Genomic DNA, 16,899 nt, shown 5'->3' with positions numbered 1-16,899 from the left:
GCCTCATCCGGGGCCCATCCGATAGCCCACGCCGCGCACCGTGCGCACGAAGCGCGGGTCGCCAGCATCGTCGCCCAGCTTGCGGCGCACGCGCCCGACGTGCACGTCGACGAGCCGCTCGTCACCGACCCAGCCCGGGCCCCAGATGGACTCGATGAGCTGCGTGCGCGAGAAGGCGACGTTGGGGCTGCGAGCGAGGGTCGCGAGCACGTCGAACTCGGTGGCGGTGAGCTCGACGACCCGATCCCCCACCCGGACCTCGCGCCCCAGCGGATCGACCGTGAGCTCGCCGAACCGACGGGCGGCGGCGGCACCGTCGGGCAGCGTGCGCGGGCGGCGCAGCATGGCCCGCACCCGCGCCACCACCTCGCGCGGGCTGAAGGGCTTGACGAGGTAGTCGTCGGCGCCGACGGACAGGCCGACGATCTTGTCCAGCTCGTCGCCGCGGGCGGTGAGCATGATGACGTAGGCGTCGCTGAACGACCGCACGGCGCGGCAGACCTCGAGCCCGTCGACGCGCGGCAGGCCGATGTCGAGCAGGATCACCGCCGGCTCGAGCTCGCGCGCCAGGGCCAGCCCGCGCTCGCCGTCGGCGGCGGTGGTGACGTCGAAGCCGTCGCGGGTGAGGTACTCCTGCGCCAGCCTGGCGAGAGCGGGTTCGTCCTCGATCACGAGTACTTTGTGGGTGTTCATTCTTCATATAGTAATATGCGCATGTGCTGATTCCTGAACCTCCGGTGCCGGCACCGTCGATCCTGGGCATGCTCTCCTGGGATCCGCCCGCGCTCCCCGTCCTGCCGCTGGCGGCGGCAGTCGCGGCCGCGCTGTACCTGCTGGGGGTGCGGACGGTGCGCCGGAAGGGCCGACGGTGGCCGGCCGCGCGCGTCGCGAGCTTCCTGCTCGGCTGCGTCGTGCTCGCGGGCGTCACCGGGCTGCGGATCGAGGCCTACTCGTGGCACCTGTTCAGCGCGTTCATGTTCCAGCAGCTCACGCTGTCGATCCTGGTGCCGCCGCTGCTCGTCGGCGGGGCGCCCGGCGTGCTGCTGCTGCGGGCGACGCCGCACCGCGGGCTCGGCCGGGTCGTGCTCGGGGCCGCGCTCGGCCTGCTGCGCAGCCCCGCCCCGCGGATCCTGCTGCACTCGGGCTTCACCATCCCGCTGTTCCTGATGAGCTACTACGGCGTCTACCTCGGCGGTGTGGTCGACGCGATCGGCGGGACGTGGCTCGGGCACACCGCGCTACAGATCTTCTTCCTGGGCGCCGGCCTCCTGTTCATCATCCCGATCCTCTCGATCGGCCCGCTGCCCGGCCGCGACTCCTGGCTCATGCGCTTCTTCGACATCTTCATCGAGATGCCGCTGCACGTCTTCATCGGCGTGATCCTCATGATGGCGACGACGCCCATGGTCGGCCTCTTCGCCGCGCCGCCGGCGGCCTGGGGCATCGATCCGCTGCGCGACCAGTCCATCGCCGGCGCGCTCGCCTGGTCCTACGGCGAGCCGATCGCGATGATCACCACGTGCCTGTTCGCGCTGCGCTGGCGCCGGTCCGAGCGGCGCGACGCCGAGCGGGCGGGGGCGGACCGTCGGGAAGAGGACGAACGCGAGGCGTACAACGCCTACCTGCGCGAACTGCGTCGTCAGTAGTCTGGGGTCATGCGCCGCGCCCGCCTCATCCTGCTCGCGGGCTGCGTCCTCTACTCCGCGTGGATGATCGCACCGCTGCTGGGCTCTGAGCTGAGCCCGCTGTACTCCTACGTCAGCGAGACCGGTTCCGTCGGGCAGCCGAACGCCCAGTTCTTCCGCGCGACGGACCTGCTCGCCGGCACCGCCTTCGTCGTCGCGGCGGCGCTCGCCCACCGCGCCGCGCGGCCGGTGCCGAAGCTCGCCCTCGTCGCGCTCGTGGGCCTGTTCGTCCTGGGCGCCGCGACCATGTGCGACGCCCTCATGCCGCTCTCCTGCACCCCGACCGCCGACGCCGCCTGCGCCGCCCGCGAGGCCGCCGGCCAGGTGCCGCTCACGCACGTGGGGCACGCGGTCTCGTCGGGGATCGCGGGCTTCGGCGGGGTGGTCGCCGTGCTCGCATGGGGGCTGTGGCGGCGGAGTTCCGGGTTCGACGGTGCGCGGCTCCCCCTCGGCATGGGGGTGGCGTACCTGCTGGCGACCGCGTGGACGCTGGCCGCGATGCTGGAACCCGCGCTCTACCTGGGGCTGGCCCAGCGCTCGCAGGTGCTCACGCTCACGCTGTGGCTGGTGCTTCTCGCGACGTCACCGCACGCCCGGCGGCCTCGCGACCGGCAGCTTCACGCTCAGCCGCCCGCAGAACCGCCTCGAGCAGACCGGGGTACGCCGCATTCACCTCGTCGATCAGCAGCAGCTGCCGCGCCGTCGCGCCCAAATCGTCACGACGGGTCAGCCCCGCCTCGCGCAGCACCTTGAAGTGGTGGCTGGCGGTCGCCTTGGTGACACCGTTGTAGAGCTCCGCGCAGACGAGCGGGCGCCGCTCGCGATGCAGCCGCCGCACCATCTCGAGGCGCACCGGATCGGCCAGCGCGCTGAGCACGGTGTGCAGCGGGACGGTGGCGGTCGCGTCGGTCATCATTCTCGTTCCCTGAGATAACGGTTTGATCTTCGTCGAACCGGGTGTAGTGTTGCCAACGGTTCGACGATCGTCGAACCACCACCGTACACCCGGAGGTAGGAATGAGCCTGGCGCAGCAGGTCGCGACACCGTCGACCCACGTCCACCCGCAGCGCTGGTCCTTCGCCCTCCTGCTCACGCTGCTCGCGCTGGCCCTCGGCGTCTCAGGACTCCCCTCACCGCTATACCCGCTCTACCAGCAGCAATGGCACATGTCCGCGCTGTCGACCACCATCGTCTTCGCGGTCTACGCGATCGGGGCACTGGGCGCGGCACTGACCGTCGGGCCGATCTCCGACGCCATCGGCCGCAAGCCGGTACTGCTCGCTGCCGTCGGCACGATCCTCGTGGGCCTGCTGCTGTTCCTGTTCGCCGGCGCCGAGTGGCAGCTGATCCTCGCGCGTTTCCTCCACGGCGCGGCCATCGGCTCGATCACCGTGGTCGCCGGGGCGGCCCTCCTCGACGTCCGGCCCACCGACGGTGCCCGCAACGGCATGCTGTCCGGCGTCGCCCTCAACGTGGGCATCGCTGCCACCGCGCTGGGCGCCGCCGCCGTCGCGCAGTACGCGCCGCACCCGCTGCGCACGCCGTTCGTGACGATGGGCGTCGTGGTGCTAGCGATCCTGCTGGGCGTGATCGCGCTGATCGAGCCGCACGTCGGGCGCACCGGCGAGCGAGTCCGGCTCAGCCGCCCCGGCGTGCCCGGCGAGATCACCGCCGACTTCTGGTTCTCCGGCATCGGGATCATCACCGCGTGGTCGGTACTCGGCGTGTTCCTCAGCCTCTACCCCGCGCTGGTGCAGCACGTGACCGGGCACGGCTCGGTGATCTTCACGGGCGGCCTCGTCGCGGTGATGGCCATCGCCTCCGCGATCTCGCAGTTCATCGGCGGGCGCTACCCGGCCCGGCCGACCGCGATCGTCGGCGACATCGGCCTCGCCGCCTCGCTGGCGCTCGCCGTGGTGGCGGTGCGGTACGGCCACACCTGGCTCATCGTGGTCGACACGATCCTGCTCGGCGCCACCTTCGGCCTCGCCTTCGGCGGCTCGCTGCGACACCTCGGCTCCGTCGCGCCCGCGCACGCCCGCGGCCAGGTGATGAGCGCCTACTACCTGCTCGGCTACCTCGCGATGGGCGTGCCGACGGTGATCGCCGGCTACCTCGCCACGCAGTACAGCACCGCCACGATCTTCCCCTGGTTCGCCGCCGCCGTCGCCCTGGCCTGCCTCGGCGCCGCCTGGATCGGCCTCCAGGGTCGACGGTCCGCCGTCGTCGCGTAGGCGCGGGGCGCGGGCGCGCGCGGCGGACTGCGGCGAGGTCGTCGGCGAGCGAGTCCCAGACCAGTCCGCGATCGAGGCGCCCAGTGGGTCGACGAGGTGATGGCACCGGCCTCGCCACTCTCGGATTCTGTCCGTTTCGGACACGATGTGACTGCCCGTCTCCGACGGGGATACGACTTTCCAGAGGGGAATCGGCTCCGCGCGGGGGACGTGAGTACCCCGCGCGGGCCGCCGAAGGGGAATGGGCTCAGCGTGGGGGATTCGGCGTCGCGCGGGGGACATCCGCTCCCCCACCGAATACCGCGGCTTCCCGTGGGGGATTCGGCGCCGCGCGGGGGACATCCGCTCCCCCAGCGAACACCGCGGCTTCCCATGGGGGAACCGGCGCCGCGCGGGGGACATCCGCTCCCCCACCGAACACCGCGGCTTCCCATGGGGGAGACGGCGCCGCGCGGGGGACGGCCGAACCCCTATGAAACGAGCGGCTTCTCGTGGGGGACCGAACGTCGCACGCTCCTCTCGGCGCGGCGCGGGGGGACGAACACACGCCATTGCCCAACGGTCGCCGATGCAGGTCGCCGATGCAGGTGGCGGATGCCGGGCGGCCGGGCTCGCCTGCGCGGCATCCGCGGCGCGTTGTCCATATCGGACAGAATCCGAGAGTCGCGCGATTCGCACATCATCCTCGCGGCCGCGCACCGCCCCCCCGCACCGAACCGCCCGTCGCCGCGGCGAAATCACCTGCAGCGCCGAGGGATCAGCCTCCGGGCGTACCCGAGGCGGGCGCGTCGGTGGACGGCACCGTCGACGGCGAAGGCGCGGCGGACGTGGTCTCCGAAGCATCACCCTGCGCACCCGGCGGAAGCGCGCTGCCGGCGACCCAGGTGGCCCACGGCACGGACCAGTCGCCGTTCTGCCACTGCTCCAGCGCGGGGCCGCCGGTGTTGCGGACCTCGACCACGTCGCCGGGCTGCGACAGCCCGAAGAACCACTGCGCGTTCGCGGGGCTCAGGTTGAGGCAGCCGTGCGACTCGTTGCGGACGCCCTGCGCGCCGATGTTGTCTAGCGCGTGCAGGTAGATGCCGTCGTTGCTGATCCGGGTGGCCCAGCCGATGGTCTGCTTGTAGCCCAGCCGCGAATTGATCGGCAGCCCGTACGTGGACGAGTCCATGATCACGGGGTTCGCCTTGTCGAGCACCGTGTACACGCCGCGCTGCGTCCAGAAGTGGAACGTCTGCCCGTTGACGACCTCGTTGCCGCCCTGGCCCATCGACGTGGGCATCGACCGCACCATCTGGCCGTTGACGAAGACCTGCACCTGCTTGGTGTTGTCGTCGGCGATGGAGACGTGCGATTCGCCGATCGAGAACGCGATGGAGATGTCCTTCTCGCCCCACAGCCCGGGGCTGACCTCCTTGCCGAAGGCCTTGACCTCGATCGATACCTTCGTGCCCGACGGGTAGTAGTCCTTGGGCCGCCAGGCCACCGTCTTGTCGGTGGTCCACATCCACGCGCCCTCGAGGGCCGGGGTGGTGGTGACCTTGAGCAGCTTCTGGGCCATGCCCCGGTCCTTGATCGCCTCGTCGAAGTGGACGACCGCGACCTGCCCGACGCCGTAGACGGCACCGTCGTTGAGCGACATGCCGCCCGTGTTCTCGAAGTAGGGCAGCGTCTTGTTCGTCTGGTCGACGGCGACCGTCGAGAACGTGGTGCGCTTCTCGCGCTGCTGGCCCAGCGTCTCGTACTTCGCGACCAGCGTGTACTGGCCGTTGTACTCGAGCGGCTTCGACGCCTTCCAGGTCAGCATGTCCGTCGAGAGCGCGCCCTCCACGGCGACACCCTTCGCGTCGGTCAGCGTGACCGAGCCGAGGACGGCCTTGGCGATCGACACCGTGACGGGGGTGATGGGGCTGACGGCCTGGGCACCGTCGGCCGGGGCGACGGTGACCTCGGCCGGGTCGGGCGGCGGCGTGGACGGCCCCGCGCTCGTGCCGCCACCGGTCAGGTCGCCGATCGTGCAGCCGGCGGCCACCAGGGGCACCGCCGCAGCGGCGCCGACCAGGACCGCACGCCGGCCGACGCGCTCGTTGAACATGCTCACTCGTGTTCCCCTCGCTGATTACATGCGAGTCTAACGATGAGTGCCGACATCGCCCTCCGGGTAGCGCTCCCGATGCATCGCCTCGGCCAGCGGGCGACGTTCGCGCCAACCGAATCGCTCCAGGTCGGGGACCGTCTGCAGCGCCGTGACCGGCCCGACGCAGAGCCACGCCACGATGTGGACGTGCTCGGGCACGTCGACCAGTTCGCGCAGGAAGGGCTCGCGATAGAAGGACACCCAGCCCACGCCGATGCCCTCCGCGGTGGCCGCGAGCCACAGGTTCTGGATGGCCAGCGCGACCGAGAGCCGGCCGGTCTCGTCGATCGTGTGCCGGCCGAGGATGTGCGTCCCGCCGCGGGTGGGGTCGTAGGTCACCACGACGCCGGTCCGCGACGACTCGATCCCCTCGATGACGATCGGGTTGAAGGTCTCCTTGCGGTCGTCCGGCAACGACCGGGCGAAGTCCTCGCGGCACTCGCCGACGTGCCCGGCGAAGCGCGCGAGCGTCTCGGGCTCCTGCACCACGACGAAGTCCCAGGGCTGCGTGTTCCCGACGCTGGGCGCGCTGTGCGCGGCGCCGAGGATCCGCACCAAGCGCTCGTCGTCGATCAGCTCGCCGGAGAACTCGTTGCGCACGTCGCGCCGGCGCAGGATCGCCTCGAAGACGTCCATCAGGCCCCGTCGACCGAGACGGCACCGTCGGCCAGGGCGGCGAGGGCCCCGAGGCTCTCGCCCGTGAGGCGCTGCGTGGTCCACTCCTCCATCGGTACGGCGCCGATGGAGCGGTAGAAGCCGATGGCGGGGGCGTTCCAGTCGAGGACTGTCCACTCGAGGCGGGCGTACCCGTTGTCGCGGCACTCCTGAGCCAGGGCGGCGAGCAGCTTCTTGCCGTGGCCGCCGCCGCGCACGCCGGGGCGCACGTAGAGGTCCTCGAGCCAGATGCCGTGCGTGCCGGTCCAGGTGGAGAAGGTGCGGAAGTAGACGGCCATCCCGACGACGGTCTCGGCACCGTCGGACCCCGGCTCGGAGGCGATGCGCGCGAAGACGGCGGGCGCAGGCCCGAACAGCGCGGTGTGCAGCTGCTCGGCCGTGGCGACCGCGGACTCCGGCTCCTTCTCGTAGGCGGCCAGCTCGGCGATCATCGCCAGGATCTCCGGCACATCGGCCGGCGTCGCGGGCCGGATCACTTGCCGCCCCCGGCCGCCGCGGCCTGCGCCGCGATCGCGGGCATGAGGCATTCGCGGACGACGCGACCGGCGGTGTAGGGATCGTCGAAGCTGATCAGGCCGTCGGGCGCGAGCAGCACCGAATGCCCGACGCGGGCGAAGATCTCCGCGATCGGCTTCGGGTCGAACTCCGGCAGCTCGCCGCTCGACTGGAAGCCCGCGATGATGTTCGCGGCGAACTCGCGGCCGATCTCGATGACCATGCCGCCGCCCTGCGCGATCATCGGCAGGCCGACGACGACGTTGCCGTCGCCGATGCCGCGGATCAGGGGCCGGCGGTGCGCCTCGCGGAGGAACGCGACGAAGCCCTCGGTGAGCGCCTCCTCGACGGTGCTCAGGCCCTGGACCTGCTGTTCCACCGTCTTGAGCAGCTGCTCGGCCTCGTACCGGATGGCCTGCTGAACGAGGTTGTCCTTGCGGTTGAAGCGGCGGTAGACGGTGGCCACGCCGATGCCCGCGAGGTTCGCGACGTTCTCCATCGTGGTCCGCGAAATGCCGACGCTGCCGATGCTCGACACCGCTGCAGACAGGATGCTCTGCGCGGTCTGATCGTTTCTGCCGGGACTCACAACGTCCGATTCTAGGCGCAGTGGGACAATGGAGGCATGAACGACGGTCCGAGCAAGCCCAACCCGATGCAGTACGTCCTGTACTCCTACGGTCGGAGCGTGCTGCCGCCGTCGATGCACGAGTGGGTCGCCAACGACCTCGCCGGGCCCCGCGCCGCGCTGCGGACCGTCGTGCGCTTCGCGATCCCGTGTCTGCTGATCCTGATCCCGTTCTGGTTCATCGACACCTCCGTGCTGAACCGCGCGACGATGACGCTGCCGATCTTCATCCCGTTCGTCTACTTCTCCATCGCGCTGAACAAGATCTACCGGCGCGGGCGACTGCGGCACCACGGCCTGGATCCCGAGCTCGTCGACGTGATCGCCCGCGAGAAGGAGGCGGACCTGCACGCCGCCTACATCGCCAAGCACGGCCCGCGCGACGAGTACCCGCGCCACACCTGAGCCTCCCCGCGCGCTGATATGTGACGCACGTCCTACTATCGGTGACATGGCGCTCACCGAACTCGTCCAGAAGCTGGCCCTGAAGATCCCGACGCCGCTCGTCGCGGGCGGCGCGAAGCTGCTCTTCGGGCTGCCCGTGCAGGTCAAGCAGCGGCTCGGCACCCCGCAGACCGTCGAGGGCAACGAGCTGGACCTCGACTCCCAGATCACGCTGCTCATGCTCAAGGCGCAGGGCGTGAACGGGCTCGCCGGCGACCGCGACGTGGAGCACTCGCGCGCGTCGACGCGGATGCTGAGCGCGGCCGTCGGCGCGGGCGCGGCCCCGTCGGTCGGCACGCGCGGACTCATGGTCGACGGTGCCACCGGCCCCCTCCCGGCACGTCTGTACACGCCGGCCGGGCTCGAGGCCGGGTCTCCGCTCGTCGTCTTCTTCCACGGCGGCGGCTTCGTGCTGGGCGACCTCGACAGCCACGACGCGCCCTGCCGGTACATCGCCGACCGGGCCCGGGTGCGGGTGCTGTCCGTCGACTACCGGCTCGCGCCGGAGACGATCTTCCCCGCGGCCGCCGACGACGCCGTCGCCGCCACCGCCTGGGCGATCGAGCACGCCGACCAGCTGGGCGCCGACCCCGCGCGGGTGGCCGTCTCCGGCGACAGCGCGGGCGGCAACCTCGCCGGCGTCGCGGCGCGCGAGCTGGCGCTGGCCGGCGGCGCGCAGCCCGCGTTCTCGCTGCTCTTCTACCCCGTGACCGGCGCCGATCCGGCGAACCGCAGCCGCGACACCTTCGCCGACGGCTACTTCCTGACCAAGGCCGACATCGAGTACTTCCGGCAGCTGTACACGCCGGAGCCGGGCCAGGACACCGACCCGAAGTTCGACCTCCGCCATGCCGACGGCCTCGCCGGCATCGGGCGCACGCACGTCGTGGTGGCCGGGTTCGACCCGCTGCGCGACGAGGGCGCGGCCTACGCGCAGCGGCTGCGGGACGCGGGCGTCGACGCCACGACGCAGCTGGCTCCCGGCGCGCTGCACGGCTTCCTCAACATGGTGGGCGTGAGCGCCGATGCCCGGGTCGACGTGGACGCCGCGCTCGACGTGTTGGCGGAGGTTCTCGTCCGCAGTTAGCGACAACAACTGTTGGCAGTTGCAGCTGCATGAGAACACGCATGTCACGAAAGGTGGCACCTGTACGCGTATACCCCGTATCGTGGGTTCTGCGGCCGCCATATGACGTCTCCCCCCACGTCGGTGGCTGCGTGATTGAGCCTTGATACCGGCTCCCCCTCCTCCCCCCATTCCGGGAGCCGGTATCAAGGCCTTTCGCGTTTTCGGCCCAGGTGGCCCGGGGTGGATACTGGAAGGGTGACGGATCTCGACCAGGCCCCCGCTCCGGCCGCCGCGCAGCCGGAGCAGGCGCAGCGCACTTTCCTCGACGTCGGCGGCATGACGTGCGCCGCGTGCGTCGGGCGAGTCGAGCGCAAGCTCAACAAGCTCGACGGGGTGCGCGCGGTGGTCAACCTGGCCACGCGGACGGCCACCGTCGAGCACGCGCCGACGGTCACCGTCGAACAGCTGACCGGCACCGTCGAGGCCGCGGGGTACACCGCGGCGCCCAAGTCCCCGAACCCGCGCCGCGCGATCCTCGCCGAGGAGCGCGAGCGGCGCGACGTGCTGCGCCGGCTGATCGTCTCGCTGGTGCTGTTCGTGCCGGCCGCGGACCTGTCGATCGTGCTCGCGACCATCCCGTCGACGCGCTTCACCGGCTGGCAGTGGGTGCTGCTCGCGCTGAGCCTGCCCGTCGTGACCTGGGGCGCGTGGCCGCTGCACAAGCGGGCCTTCCTGGGCGCGCGGCACGGCGCGGCCACGATGGACACGCTGGTCTCGGTCGGCATCATCTCCGCCACCGCGTGGTCGGTGGTCACCGTGCTCACGCCCGGCCGCGAGCGCCCGGATCCGCACGGCTTCTGGAACGCGATCATCCAGTCCGATCCGATCTACCTCGAGGTCGCGATGGGCGTCACCGTCTTCGTGCTGGCGGGGCGGTACTTCGAGGCCTCCGCCCGCGCGAAGGCGGCGTCAGCGCTGCGGGAGCTCGCGACGCGCGGCGCCCGCGAGGTGTCGGTGCTGGTCCGCGACGGTTCCGAGCTGCGGATCCCCGTCGGCGAGCTGCGCGAGGAGCAGCTCTTCGTGGTGCGGCCGGGCGAGACGATCGCGACGGACGGCATCGTCGAATCCGGGTCGGCGTTCGTCGACAACTCGGCCATGACCGGCGAGTCCCGCCCCGTGCCGGCCGGCCCGGGCGACAAGGTCGTCGGCGGCACCGTCTGCCAGGACGGCCGCCTGACGGTGCGCGCGACCGCCGTCGGCGCGGACACCACCTTCGCCGCGATGCTCCGCCTCGTCGAGGACGCGCAGGCGACGAAGGCGCGGATGCAGCGCCTCGCCGACCGCGTCTCCGCCGTCTTCGTGCCCTGCGTCTTCGCCATCGCGGCGCTGACCTTCGTGGGCTGGCTTCTGGCCGACGGGGTCGACAGCGCGGTGAAGTCGGCGATCGCCGTGCTCGTGATCGCCTGCCCCTGCGCGCTCGGCCTGGCGACGCCCGTCGCGTTCATGGTGGCCTCGGGCCGGGGTGCACAGCTCGGCGTGTACGTGCGCGGGCACCAGGCGCTGGAGGCCACCGAGACCATCGACACCGTCGTCTTCGACAAGACCGGCACCGTGACCACCGGCGTGCTCTCCGTGGCCGAGGTGAGCGTCGCGCCCGGGTTCACGGAATCCGGCGTGCTGCGGCTCGCGGGGGCCGTCGAGTCGGCGTCCGAGCACGCCGTCGCGCGGGCCGTCGTCGCGCGGGCCGGCTCCGACCTGCCCGCCGTCGAGGACTTCCGGGCGGTCCCGGGCCTCGGCGCCACCGGGGTGGTCGACGGTGCCGTCGTGCGGGTCGGCTCGCCGCGGTTCGTCGAGCCGGGCGTGCTGTCGGGGGCCGTCGAGGCCGCCGCCGAGGCCGGGCGGACCGTCGCCGTCATCGAGGTCGACGGTGCCGTCGCCGCCGTGCTCGAGGTGGCCGACACCATCAAGGCCGACGCGGCGGACGCCGTCGCGCGGCTGCACGAGGCCGGAATCCGGACCGTGCTCCTGACCGGCGACAACGCCGCCGCGGCCACGAAGGTCGCCGCGCTCGTCGGCATCGACGACGTGCGCGCCGACGTGCTGCCCGACGGGAAGGTCGCGGCGGTCCGCGAGCTGCAGGCCTCCGGGCGGCGGGTCGCGATGGTGGGCGACGGCGTGAACGACGGCCCCGCCCTCGCCGCCGCCGACCTCGGCCTCGCGATGGGCACCGGCACCGACGTGGCCCAGAGCGCCGCCGACGTCGTGCTCATGCGCGAGGAGCTGTCCGCGGTCCCCGACGCGCTCGGCCTCGCCCGCGCGACGCTGAAGACCATCAAGACGAACCTGGTCTGGGCGTTCGGCTACAACGTCGCCGCGATTCCCGTCGCCGTGGCCGGCCTGCTGAACCCGCTCATCGGCGCCGCCGCGATGGCCTTCAGCTCGTTCTTCGTCGTGTGGAACAGCCTGCGCCTGCGCAAGTTCGGCACGAAATAGCCGCGCGACCCGAGGTACAGGCATGCTCGCCGAATAGGTCATGCCGGACCTGCATAGCCCTATCTCTGCAGGTCACAACCGTATTCATCGGCGCACGTCATGCGGAATCCGCATAGCCTCCGCGATCCCGTCGGTCCACAGGTCAGCCGGGTATGCCGATTCTGCATGACTCGGTCGCCACGAAACACCGTGGCCTGCAGAAACAAGCGTATGCACAATTGGCATAGCAGTCGCCGCGCACAACCACTTCGATACGTGGCCGCCCAGCACCGTCAGGACGGCTGGCGTGCGGTACAGCTCAGAGCAGCTCGGGCTCGGAGTCCTCGTCACGGTTGCGCCACGCCCAGTGCAGCACCAGGCCCAGGGTGACCAGGGCGATCGCGGCCTCGTCGGTGGCCCAGGCGACGACGCCGCCGACGAACTGGTCGCGGTGCAGGTCCGTCATCCACTCGAAGTCGAGGTAGAGGTACAGGCGCGAGCCGACGAGCCCGTCCATCGTCATGATGATGAGCGCGAAGACCATGGTGATCGGCATCATCGCGAGCAGCATGCCGATGCGGCCGATGAAGGGCAGCTCGCCCGGCACCGGGTCGATCTGGAAGACGCGCCAGTAGAACAGGAAGCCTGTGAACAGCAGCGCGGCATAGATCGCCAGGTGGCCCCAGTGGTAGCGGCCGATGCTGTCGAAGAGCGGCGTGAAGTAGAGGCCGTAGAGCACCGCGGCGAACAGCCCGAGCTGCACGACGGGGCGCATCAGCACGGCGAAGGAACGCGACTCGAGGACCGTCGAGAGCCAGCGCGCGGGCGCCCCGGTCAACGTGTCGCGCATCAGCGTGATCGGCGCGCCGAGCAGCAGGAAGACCGGCACGATCGACGTCATCAGCATGTGCACCACCATGTGCACGCTGAACATCGCGTTGGAGTAGGTGCGCAGCCCGGAGCTGGTCAGCGTGAGCAGGAAGACGCAGCCCAGGATGAAGAACACGGTCCGGTACCAGGGCCAGTTCGTGGTGCGCCGGACCAGCAGCAGGTAGCCGACGGCGAGGGCGATCGCGAAGGGCGCGAGGTTCAGGTCGGGGCGCCAGTTCCCGAGGAAGGCCATCGCGCTGGGCGGGTCCGGCAGGTTGTAGCCGAGGAAGTTCTCCCCCACCGTCGGCCGACTGCGCAGGAAGGGCGGGGGCGTCAGCTCGGACGCGGCGATCGCGGTGCCGAAGGCGGCCGTCAGCAGCGCCGCGGCGACGGGCAGGGCCCGCAGCCAGTGCGCGGCACCCGCTGCGAGCAGCAGCGCGCCGGTGGCCAGGAGCAGCAGGCCGTACCAGGTGACCCACAGGTCGGAGCCCGGCGCCATGACCAAGGCGATCACGAGCCCGTTGAGCAGCGCGACCCCGGCGTACAGCGGGCCGATCCAGCGCCGCTCCGGCCGGGCCGGCAGGCGCACCGCGGACCACAGCCCGCCGAGCCACAGCGCCGCGACCACGCCGAGAGTGGTGAGCGCCGCGGTCGTGTAGTCGTGGTTCCAGTTCTGCGCCTCGTTCGCGGTGACGATCGTGGCGAGCAGGCCGACAACGGCGGGCAGCAGCATCCACAGGTGCGCCATCCACGTCATCGCCGTGCGCAGCGCGACGTACACGATCACGGCGCAGACCAGGGAGACGATCCAGCCCTTGGCGGTGTCCGACGCGGAGATCAGGATGCCGAGGCCGCCCACACGGTAGGTGTCGACGAGGTTCTGGGCGGCGCTCTCCGCGGCCGCCAGGAAGACCATCGGGAGCGAGACGACGGCCCAGACGACGGCGTACCGTCGGGCCTGCAGCTGCGTGAGGTACCCGCGCAGACCGAGCTCACCGGTGTCGAGGGCCTTGGTCCGGAAGACGGCGTAGGCCACCGCGCCGAAGGTCAGGGCGGCGGCGACGGTGCCGATCACGCGGCCGACGGCCGCCCCGTACGCGGTGAGCGCGCCCGGGTAGGCGTTGCCGTTGACGAGGTAGCGCAGCTCACCCTCGCTGCTGACCAGCCAGATCACGACCGCGACGGCGGCGAGGGAGCCGACGGCGAGCGCCGCGATGCCACCCGCGCGCGGTGCGCCCGGGGATTCTTCGGTCATCGCAGCGGCGTCGGACTCCTGCGCCACCGTGGTCAAGTTACTTCGCGTCCTTGATCTTCTTCACGGACTTGTCGAGGAAGCCGTTGAACTCGCCGCGATCCGGGTCGCCGCCGAGCTTGGTGCCCTGCACCGCGACGGTGTAACCGCGCAGCGAGGCCACGCCGACGAGGACCTTCTGGTGGATCGGGAAGGAATCGGCGCCCTTGGTGCGAGTGCCGTCGAGCGCGATCTCGAAGGTGGCCTTCTGCTTGTCCGAGGAGACCTCCTTGGTGATGGCGCGCACCTTGATGGTGCCGCCCCGCGGATCGTTGGTCTCGATGGTCACGTCGGAGCACAGCTTCAGCAGGCCGACCTTGACGGTGTCGACGTCGACGTCCTTGGCGACCAGCGTCTCGCTCAGGCTCTTGCGGTCCTGGTCGTGCACGCCGGCGACGGTGTCGCCGTCGCCCTGGCCGCCCTTGGCGGCGGCGAGGATGTTCTTGCACTCCGGCGGGGTGACCTTCGCGGAGCTCGCGAGGGTCAGGGGGTCGGCGCCCAGCTCGTTGGCCAGCCGCTGCTGCGGCGACGGCACGACGATGTAGCCGCTCGGGAAATCGCTGGAGTTGAGCAGCAGCTCCGCCGCCGGGGCGGTGGGCTTGGTGGTGGTGTCGGGGTCGGCGACGGCGACACCACCGGTCAGGCCGGCGACCAGCGCGGTCGCGGCGGTGAGAGTGGCGGCACGACGCAGGCCCGCTCGCTTGAGGTCAGTGTTCGCGTTCATCGAATCCTCTATCCGTTCTCGTCGGCCCGGCGTTACCGCGCGGCGCGGCCGCGCAGCGCCATCCAGCCGAGGGCGGCCGCGGCCACCACGATCTCCGCCGCGGCGAAGACGATCATCAGGGTCATCCAGGGCTGCATCGCGCTCATCGAGTGGCCCATCGAGCCCATGTCCATCCCGGGCATCGAGTGGTCCATTCCGGCCATGCCGGAGTCCATCGCCGACATGAGCACCGGGTGCAGCGCGATCATGATGGCGCCCATCGCCGCGGTCCGGAGCCAGGCGCTCACCGTCGGGTTGCGGAACAGGCAGACGGAGCAGTGCGCGCAGCCGATCAGCATCGCGGCGACGATGAGCGAGACCACCCAGCTGTTGTCGCCGAGCATCGGCAGGTGCACCAGCGACGTCGCGAGGGCGACGGCCGCGCCGACCCACCCCCAGATCCGGATGGTGCGCGACGTGTCCGTGGTCTCCGCGTGCTTGTGCATCACGCGGGCCATCCTACCTGGCATTTCGCGGTGAGCAGAATCCCCGATCGGCCTGTGCGTGCGGCCGCCTCGGGCAACCCCCGTCGCTTGACCGACTCCACACCTCGTGGTCGACTGGGCCCAGGTAATCGGCGTTACGAAACCAGCGCTTCAGCAGAACCGACCGATCGGAACGGGTCCGTCATGAACGCGCAGCACTTGGGCGCGATGGCCGCCGCCCTCCTCACCGCAGCCACCCTCACGGCGTGCGGGTCGAGCGACGACCAGCAGGACAGCTCCGTCGCCTTCTCCCAGATCACCGGCGAGGACTTCACGTCGAATCCGGGCGCCTTCCAGACCGACGGCGTGCCCGTCCCCGAGAAGGGCGTCACGGTGGTCGGCGATCCCATCGCCTCGCAGGCCGTGGCGAACGCGGGGCTCGAGCAGGGCACCGTCACCGCGAGCTCCGACGACGGTGCCACCGTCTTCTATCCGAAGGCGCCGCCGGTTCCGGGGCTGCCCGTCGCGGAGCAGGACGTCGCGCCGCCACCGCCGCAGCTCACCCGGCCCGTGAACACCCGCCCGTGGAACTACACGCCGCACCAGGTCACCGTGTACCGGCAGATCTGCGAGACCGGCCGGTGGAACGGCTGGGTCGCGGGCGCCGAGGTGCAGTCGCAGACCTGTTGGACCGTGTACGGCCGCCAGCTCGGCGTGCGTCCGTGGTACCCCGGCCAGCCGAAGCCCTGGGAGCGCCCGTCGTGGCCCAAGCCCTGGTACGAGCCGACCTTCCGCGCCGACGTCCCCGTCATGTGGGTCTACCCGCGCGACTGGAACCGCCCGCGCCCGCAGCCGATCGTCTCCGTCTCGATCGGGCTGAACGTGCCGCAGAATCCGCACGCCCGCCCCAACCCGCTCTTCCGCGACGACCCCTATCTCCCGGTGTGGGCGGTCACGCCCGGCCGGCCCGTCGCCGCCCGGGACCAGGCGCGGGTCGTCGCGCCGTGGTTGGCCTACGACGTCACGCCGACGGTCCGCTACACGTCGCCGCCCGTCTACCCGGGCACGGTCCTCGCAGCGCTGCCCACGTCGGGCCGCGCCGAGGTGATCACCGCGCTCCCGGGCGCGGACGGCGAGTGGAACCCGAACCGCGATAAGACGGTGCTCGCCCCCTCCGCCCGGGCCATCGCGGGCGCGAGCGTCTACAACGGCACGCGCGCCGACGTGGTGCGCGCGCTGGGCGAGGACGTCAACGTGACGGTCGCGACGAGCCGCACCCGGCCGTCGACGACCACCACCACGACCACCACTCGGACCTCGAGCGGGAAGAGCGCGGACGCCACCTCGACCGCCCGGACGACGGATTCCGAGGAGACCGGGGCCGCGACGACGACGCGGACCACCGACCGCACGACCACCACGACGACCACCGAGAAGTCATCCACGGCCACGAGTCGCACGACCACTTCGTCAGCGGAGCCGACCACCACGAAGCCGGCGACCACCACGACGACGGCACCGTCGGCGACGAGGACCACGACGACGGCCCCGAGGACGACGACCGAGGTGCCCGTCACCACCACGCAGGCGGAGAAGCCGGCGACCACCACGACCGCGCCCGCGACGCGGACCACGACGAAGCCGGCCACGACGACCACCACCACGACGCCCGCGCGCTGACCGCACCCGGCATCTTTTCGAGATGATGTT

Annotated in this window: 15 protein-coding genes and 1 pseudogene; 7 read left to right on the top strand and 9 right to left on the bottom strand. The window is 71.3% G+C overall.

All coding sequences use genetic code 11. The annotated features are described in order from the left end of the window. Positions 1 to 3: 3 nt before the first annotated feature. Positions 4 to 693: a response regulator transcription factor gene (locus tag WFK95_RS00405; RefSeq protein ID WP_336669558.1), complete on the bottom strand. Its 690-nt coding sequence runs from the start codon at positions 691 to 693 to the stop codon at positions 4 to 6. 68 nt (positions 694 to 761) lie between these two features. Between WFK95_RS00405 and WFK95_RS00400 the strand changes: the two genes are divergently transcribed. Together WFK95_RS00400 and WFK95_RS00395 are read left to right on the top strand one after the other, a co-directional pair. Next, positions 762 to 1,646 (top strand): cytochrome c oxidase assembly protein, encoded by an 885-nt coding sequence (locus WFK95_RS00400; protein WP_336670126.1) that lies wholly within the window; start codon positions 762 to 764, stop codon positions 1,644 to 1,646. A gap of 9 nt (positions 1,647 to 1,655) precedes the next feature. Beyond that, entirely contained in the window at positions 1,656 to 2,438 is a 783-nt protein-coding gene (locus tag WFK95_RS00395; protein WP_336669557.1) for a DUF998 domain-containing protein, read from the top strand. Between the two features lie 28 nt (positions 2,439 to 2,466). On the opposite strand, the pseudogene WFK95_RS00390 reads toward WFK95_RS00395, so the two are convergent. Next, positions 2,467 to 2,526 (bottom strand): annotated as a pseudogene (locus tag WFK95_RS00390) (ArsR family transcriptional regulator); the annotation flags it as partial. Between the two features lie 176 nt (positions 2,527 to 2,702). On the opposite strand from WFK95_RS00390, the gene WFK95_RS00385 reads away from it, so the two are divergent. Then, complete coding sequence (locus tag WFK95_RS00385) at positions 2,703 to 3,920, top strand: MFS transporter (RefSeq protein ID WP_336669556.1); 1,218 nt, start codon at positions 2,703 to 2,705, stop codon at positions 3,918 to 3,920. Positions 3,921 to 4,677: 757 nt separating this feature from the next. Here WFK95_RS00385 and WFK95_RS00380 read toward each other — a convergent pair. Genes WFK95_RS00380 through WFK95_RS00365 form a run of 4 tightly spaced genes read right to left on the bottom strand, consistent with a single transcriptional unit; the run spans position 4,678 to position 7,816 of the window. Next, positions 4,678 to 6,015 (bottom strand): L,D-transpeptidase, encoded by a 1,338-nt coding sequence (locus WFK95_RS00380; RefSeq protein WP_336670125.1) that lies wholly within the window; start codon positions 6,013 to 6,015, stop codon positions 4,678 to 4,680. A gap of 36 nt (positions 6,016 to 6,051) precedes the next feature. Beyond that, complete coding sequence (bluB, locus tag WFK95_RS00375) at positions 6,052 to 6,693, bottom strand: 5,6-dimethylbenzimidazole synthase (RefSeq protein WP_336669555.1); 642 nt, start codon at positions 6,691 to 6,693, stop codon at positions 6,052 to 6,054. Continuing rightward, on the bottom strand, positions 6,693 to 7,208 hold the full coding sequence (locus WFK95_RS00370) for a GNAT family N-acetyltransferase (protein WP_336669554.1): 516 nt from the start codon (positions 7,206 to 7,208) through the stop codon (positions 6,693 to 6,695). The genes bluB and WFK95_RS00370 overlap by 1 nt, the downstream gene beginning before the upstream one ends. Continuing rightward, complete coding sequence (locus WFK95_RS00365) at positions 7,205 to 7,816, bottom strand: TetR/AcrR family transcriptional regulator (RefSeq protein WP_336669553.1); 612 nt, start codon at positions 7,814 to 7,816, stop codon at positions 7,205 to 7,207. Before WFK95_RS00365 ends, WFK95_RS00370 begins: the two co-directional genes overlap by 4 nt. A 36-nt stretch (positions 7,817 to 7,852) precedes the next feature. On the opposite strand from WFK95_RS00365, the gene WFK95_RS00360 reads away from it, so the two are divergent. The 3 genes from WFK95_RS00360 (at position 7,853) to WFK95_RS00350 (ending at position 11,861) form a co-directional block, all read left to right on the top strand. Further along, positions 7,853 to 8,260: a DUF5313 domain-containing protein gene (locus tag WFK95_RS00360; protein ID WP_224644878.1), complete on the top strand. Its 408-nt coding sequence runs from the start codon at positions 7,853 to 7,855 to the stop codon at positions 8,258 to 8,260. A 46-nt stretch (positions 8,261 to 8,306) separates the two neighbouring features. Then, entirely contained in the window at positions 8,307 to 9,386 is a 1,080-nt protein-coding gene (locus WFK95_RS00355; protein ID WP_336669552.1) for an alpha/beta hydrolase, read from the top strand. Positions 9,387 to 9,623: 237 nt separating this feature from the next. Beyond that, positions 9,624 to 11,861 (top strand): heavy metal translocating P-type ATPase, encoded by a 2,238-nt coding sequence (locus tag WFK95_RS00350; RefSeq protein WP_336669551.1) that lies wholly within the window; start codon positions 9,624 to 9,626, stop codon positions 11,859 to 11,861. Positions 11,862 to 12,159: 298 nt separating this feature from the next. Here the strand turns inward: WFK95_RS00350 and WFK95_RS00345 are convergent, their stop codons facing one another. Genes WFK95_RS00345 through WFK95_RS00335 form a run of 3 tightly spaced genes read right to left on the bottom strand, consistent with a single transcriptional unit; the run spans position 12,160 to position 15,213 of the window. Continuing rightward, the gene (locus tag WFK95_RS00345) at positions 12,160 to 13,992 is read right to left on the bottom strand and encodes a cytochrome c oxidase assembly protein (RefSeq protein WP_336669550.1); all 1,833 of its coding nucleotides are present in this window, start codon (positions 13,990 to 13,992) and stop codon (positions 12,160 to 12,162) included. 10 nt (positions 13,993 to 14,002) lie between these two features. Next, a complete protein-coding gene (locus WFK95_RS00340; RefSeq protein WP_224644875.1) occupies positions 14,003 to 14,725 on the bottom strand; it encodes a hypothetical protein in 723 nt (240 codons plus the stop codon). 32 nt (positions 14,726 to 14,757) lie between these two features. Then, positions 14,758 to 15,213: a hypothetical protein gene (locus WFK95_RS00335; protein WP_224644874.1), complete on the bottom strand. Its 456-nt coding sequence runs from the start codon at positions 15,211 to 15,213 to the stop codon at positions 14,758 to 14,760. A 180-nt stretch (positions 15,214 to 15,393) separates the two neighbouring features. On the opposite strand from WFK95_RS00335, the gene WFK95_RS00330 reads away from it, so the two are divergent. After that, entirely contained in the window at positions 15,394 to 16,869 is a 1,476-nt protein-coding gene (locus WFK95_RS00330) for a hypothetical protein (RefSeq protein ID WP_336669549.1), read from the top strand. The last annotated feature ends 30 nt before the right edge of the window (positions 16,870 to 16,899 follow it).

The organism is Tsukamurella sp. USMM236, assembly GCF_037148755.1.
Taxonomy (GTDB): Bacteria; Actinomycetota; Actinomycetes; order Mycobacteriales; family Mycobacteriaceae; genus Tsukamurella.
This window is presented reverse-complemented; position numbering and strand designations above follow the sequence as displayed.

What these genes read in the sequence shown, in the direction of transcription:
- WFK95_RS00405 (WP_336669558.1), bottom strand. Translation starts at nt 693, where the DNA reads ATGAACACCCACAAAGTACTCGTGATCGAGGACGAACCCGCTCTCGCC.
- WFK95_RS00400 (WP_336670126.1), top strand. Translation starts at nt 762, where the DNA reads ATGCTCTCCTGGGATCCGCCCGCGCTCCCCGTCCTGCCGCTGGCGGCG.
- WFK95_RS00395 (WP_336669557.1), top strand. Translation starts at nt 1,656, where the DNA reads ATGCGCCGCGCCCGCCTCATCCTGCTCGCGGGCTGCGTCCTCTACTCC.
- WFK95_RS00385 (WP_336669556.1), top strand. Translation starts at nt 2,703, where the DNA reads ATGAGCCTGGCGCAGCAGGTCGCGACACCGTCGACCCACGTCCACCCG.
- WFK95_RS00380 (WP_336670125.1), bottom strand. Translation starts at nt 6,015, where the DNA reads ATGTTCAACGAGCGCGTCGGCCGGCGTGCGGTCCTGGTCGGCGCCGCT.
- bluB (WP_336669555.1), bottom strand. Translation starts at nt 6,693, where the DNA reads ATGGACGTCTTCGAGGCGATCCTGCGCCGGCGCGACGTGCGCAACGAG.
- WFK95_RS00360 (WP_224644878.1), top strand. Translation starts at nt 7,853, where the DNA reads ATGAACGACGGTCCGAGCAAGCCCAACCCGATGCAGTACGTCCTGTAC.
- WFK95_RS00355 (WP_336669552.1), top strand. Translation starts at nt 8,307, where the DNA reads ATGGCGCTCACCGAACTCGTCCAGAAGCTGGCCCTGAAGATCCCGACG.
- WFK95_RS00340 (WP_224644875.1), bottom strand. Translation starts at nt 14,725, where the DNA reads ATGAACGCGAACACTGACCTCAAGCGAGCGGGCCTGCGTCGTGCCGCC.
- WFK95_RS00330 (WP_336669549.1), top strand. Translation starts at nt 15,394, where the DNA reads ATGAACGCGCAGCACTTGGGCGCGATGGCCGCCGCCCTCCTCACCGCA.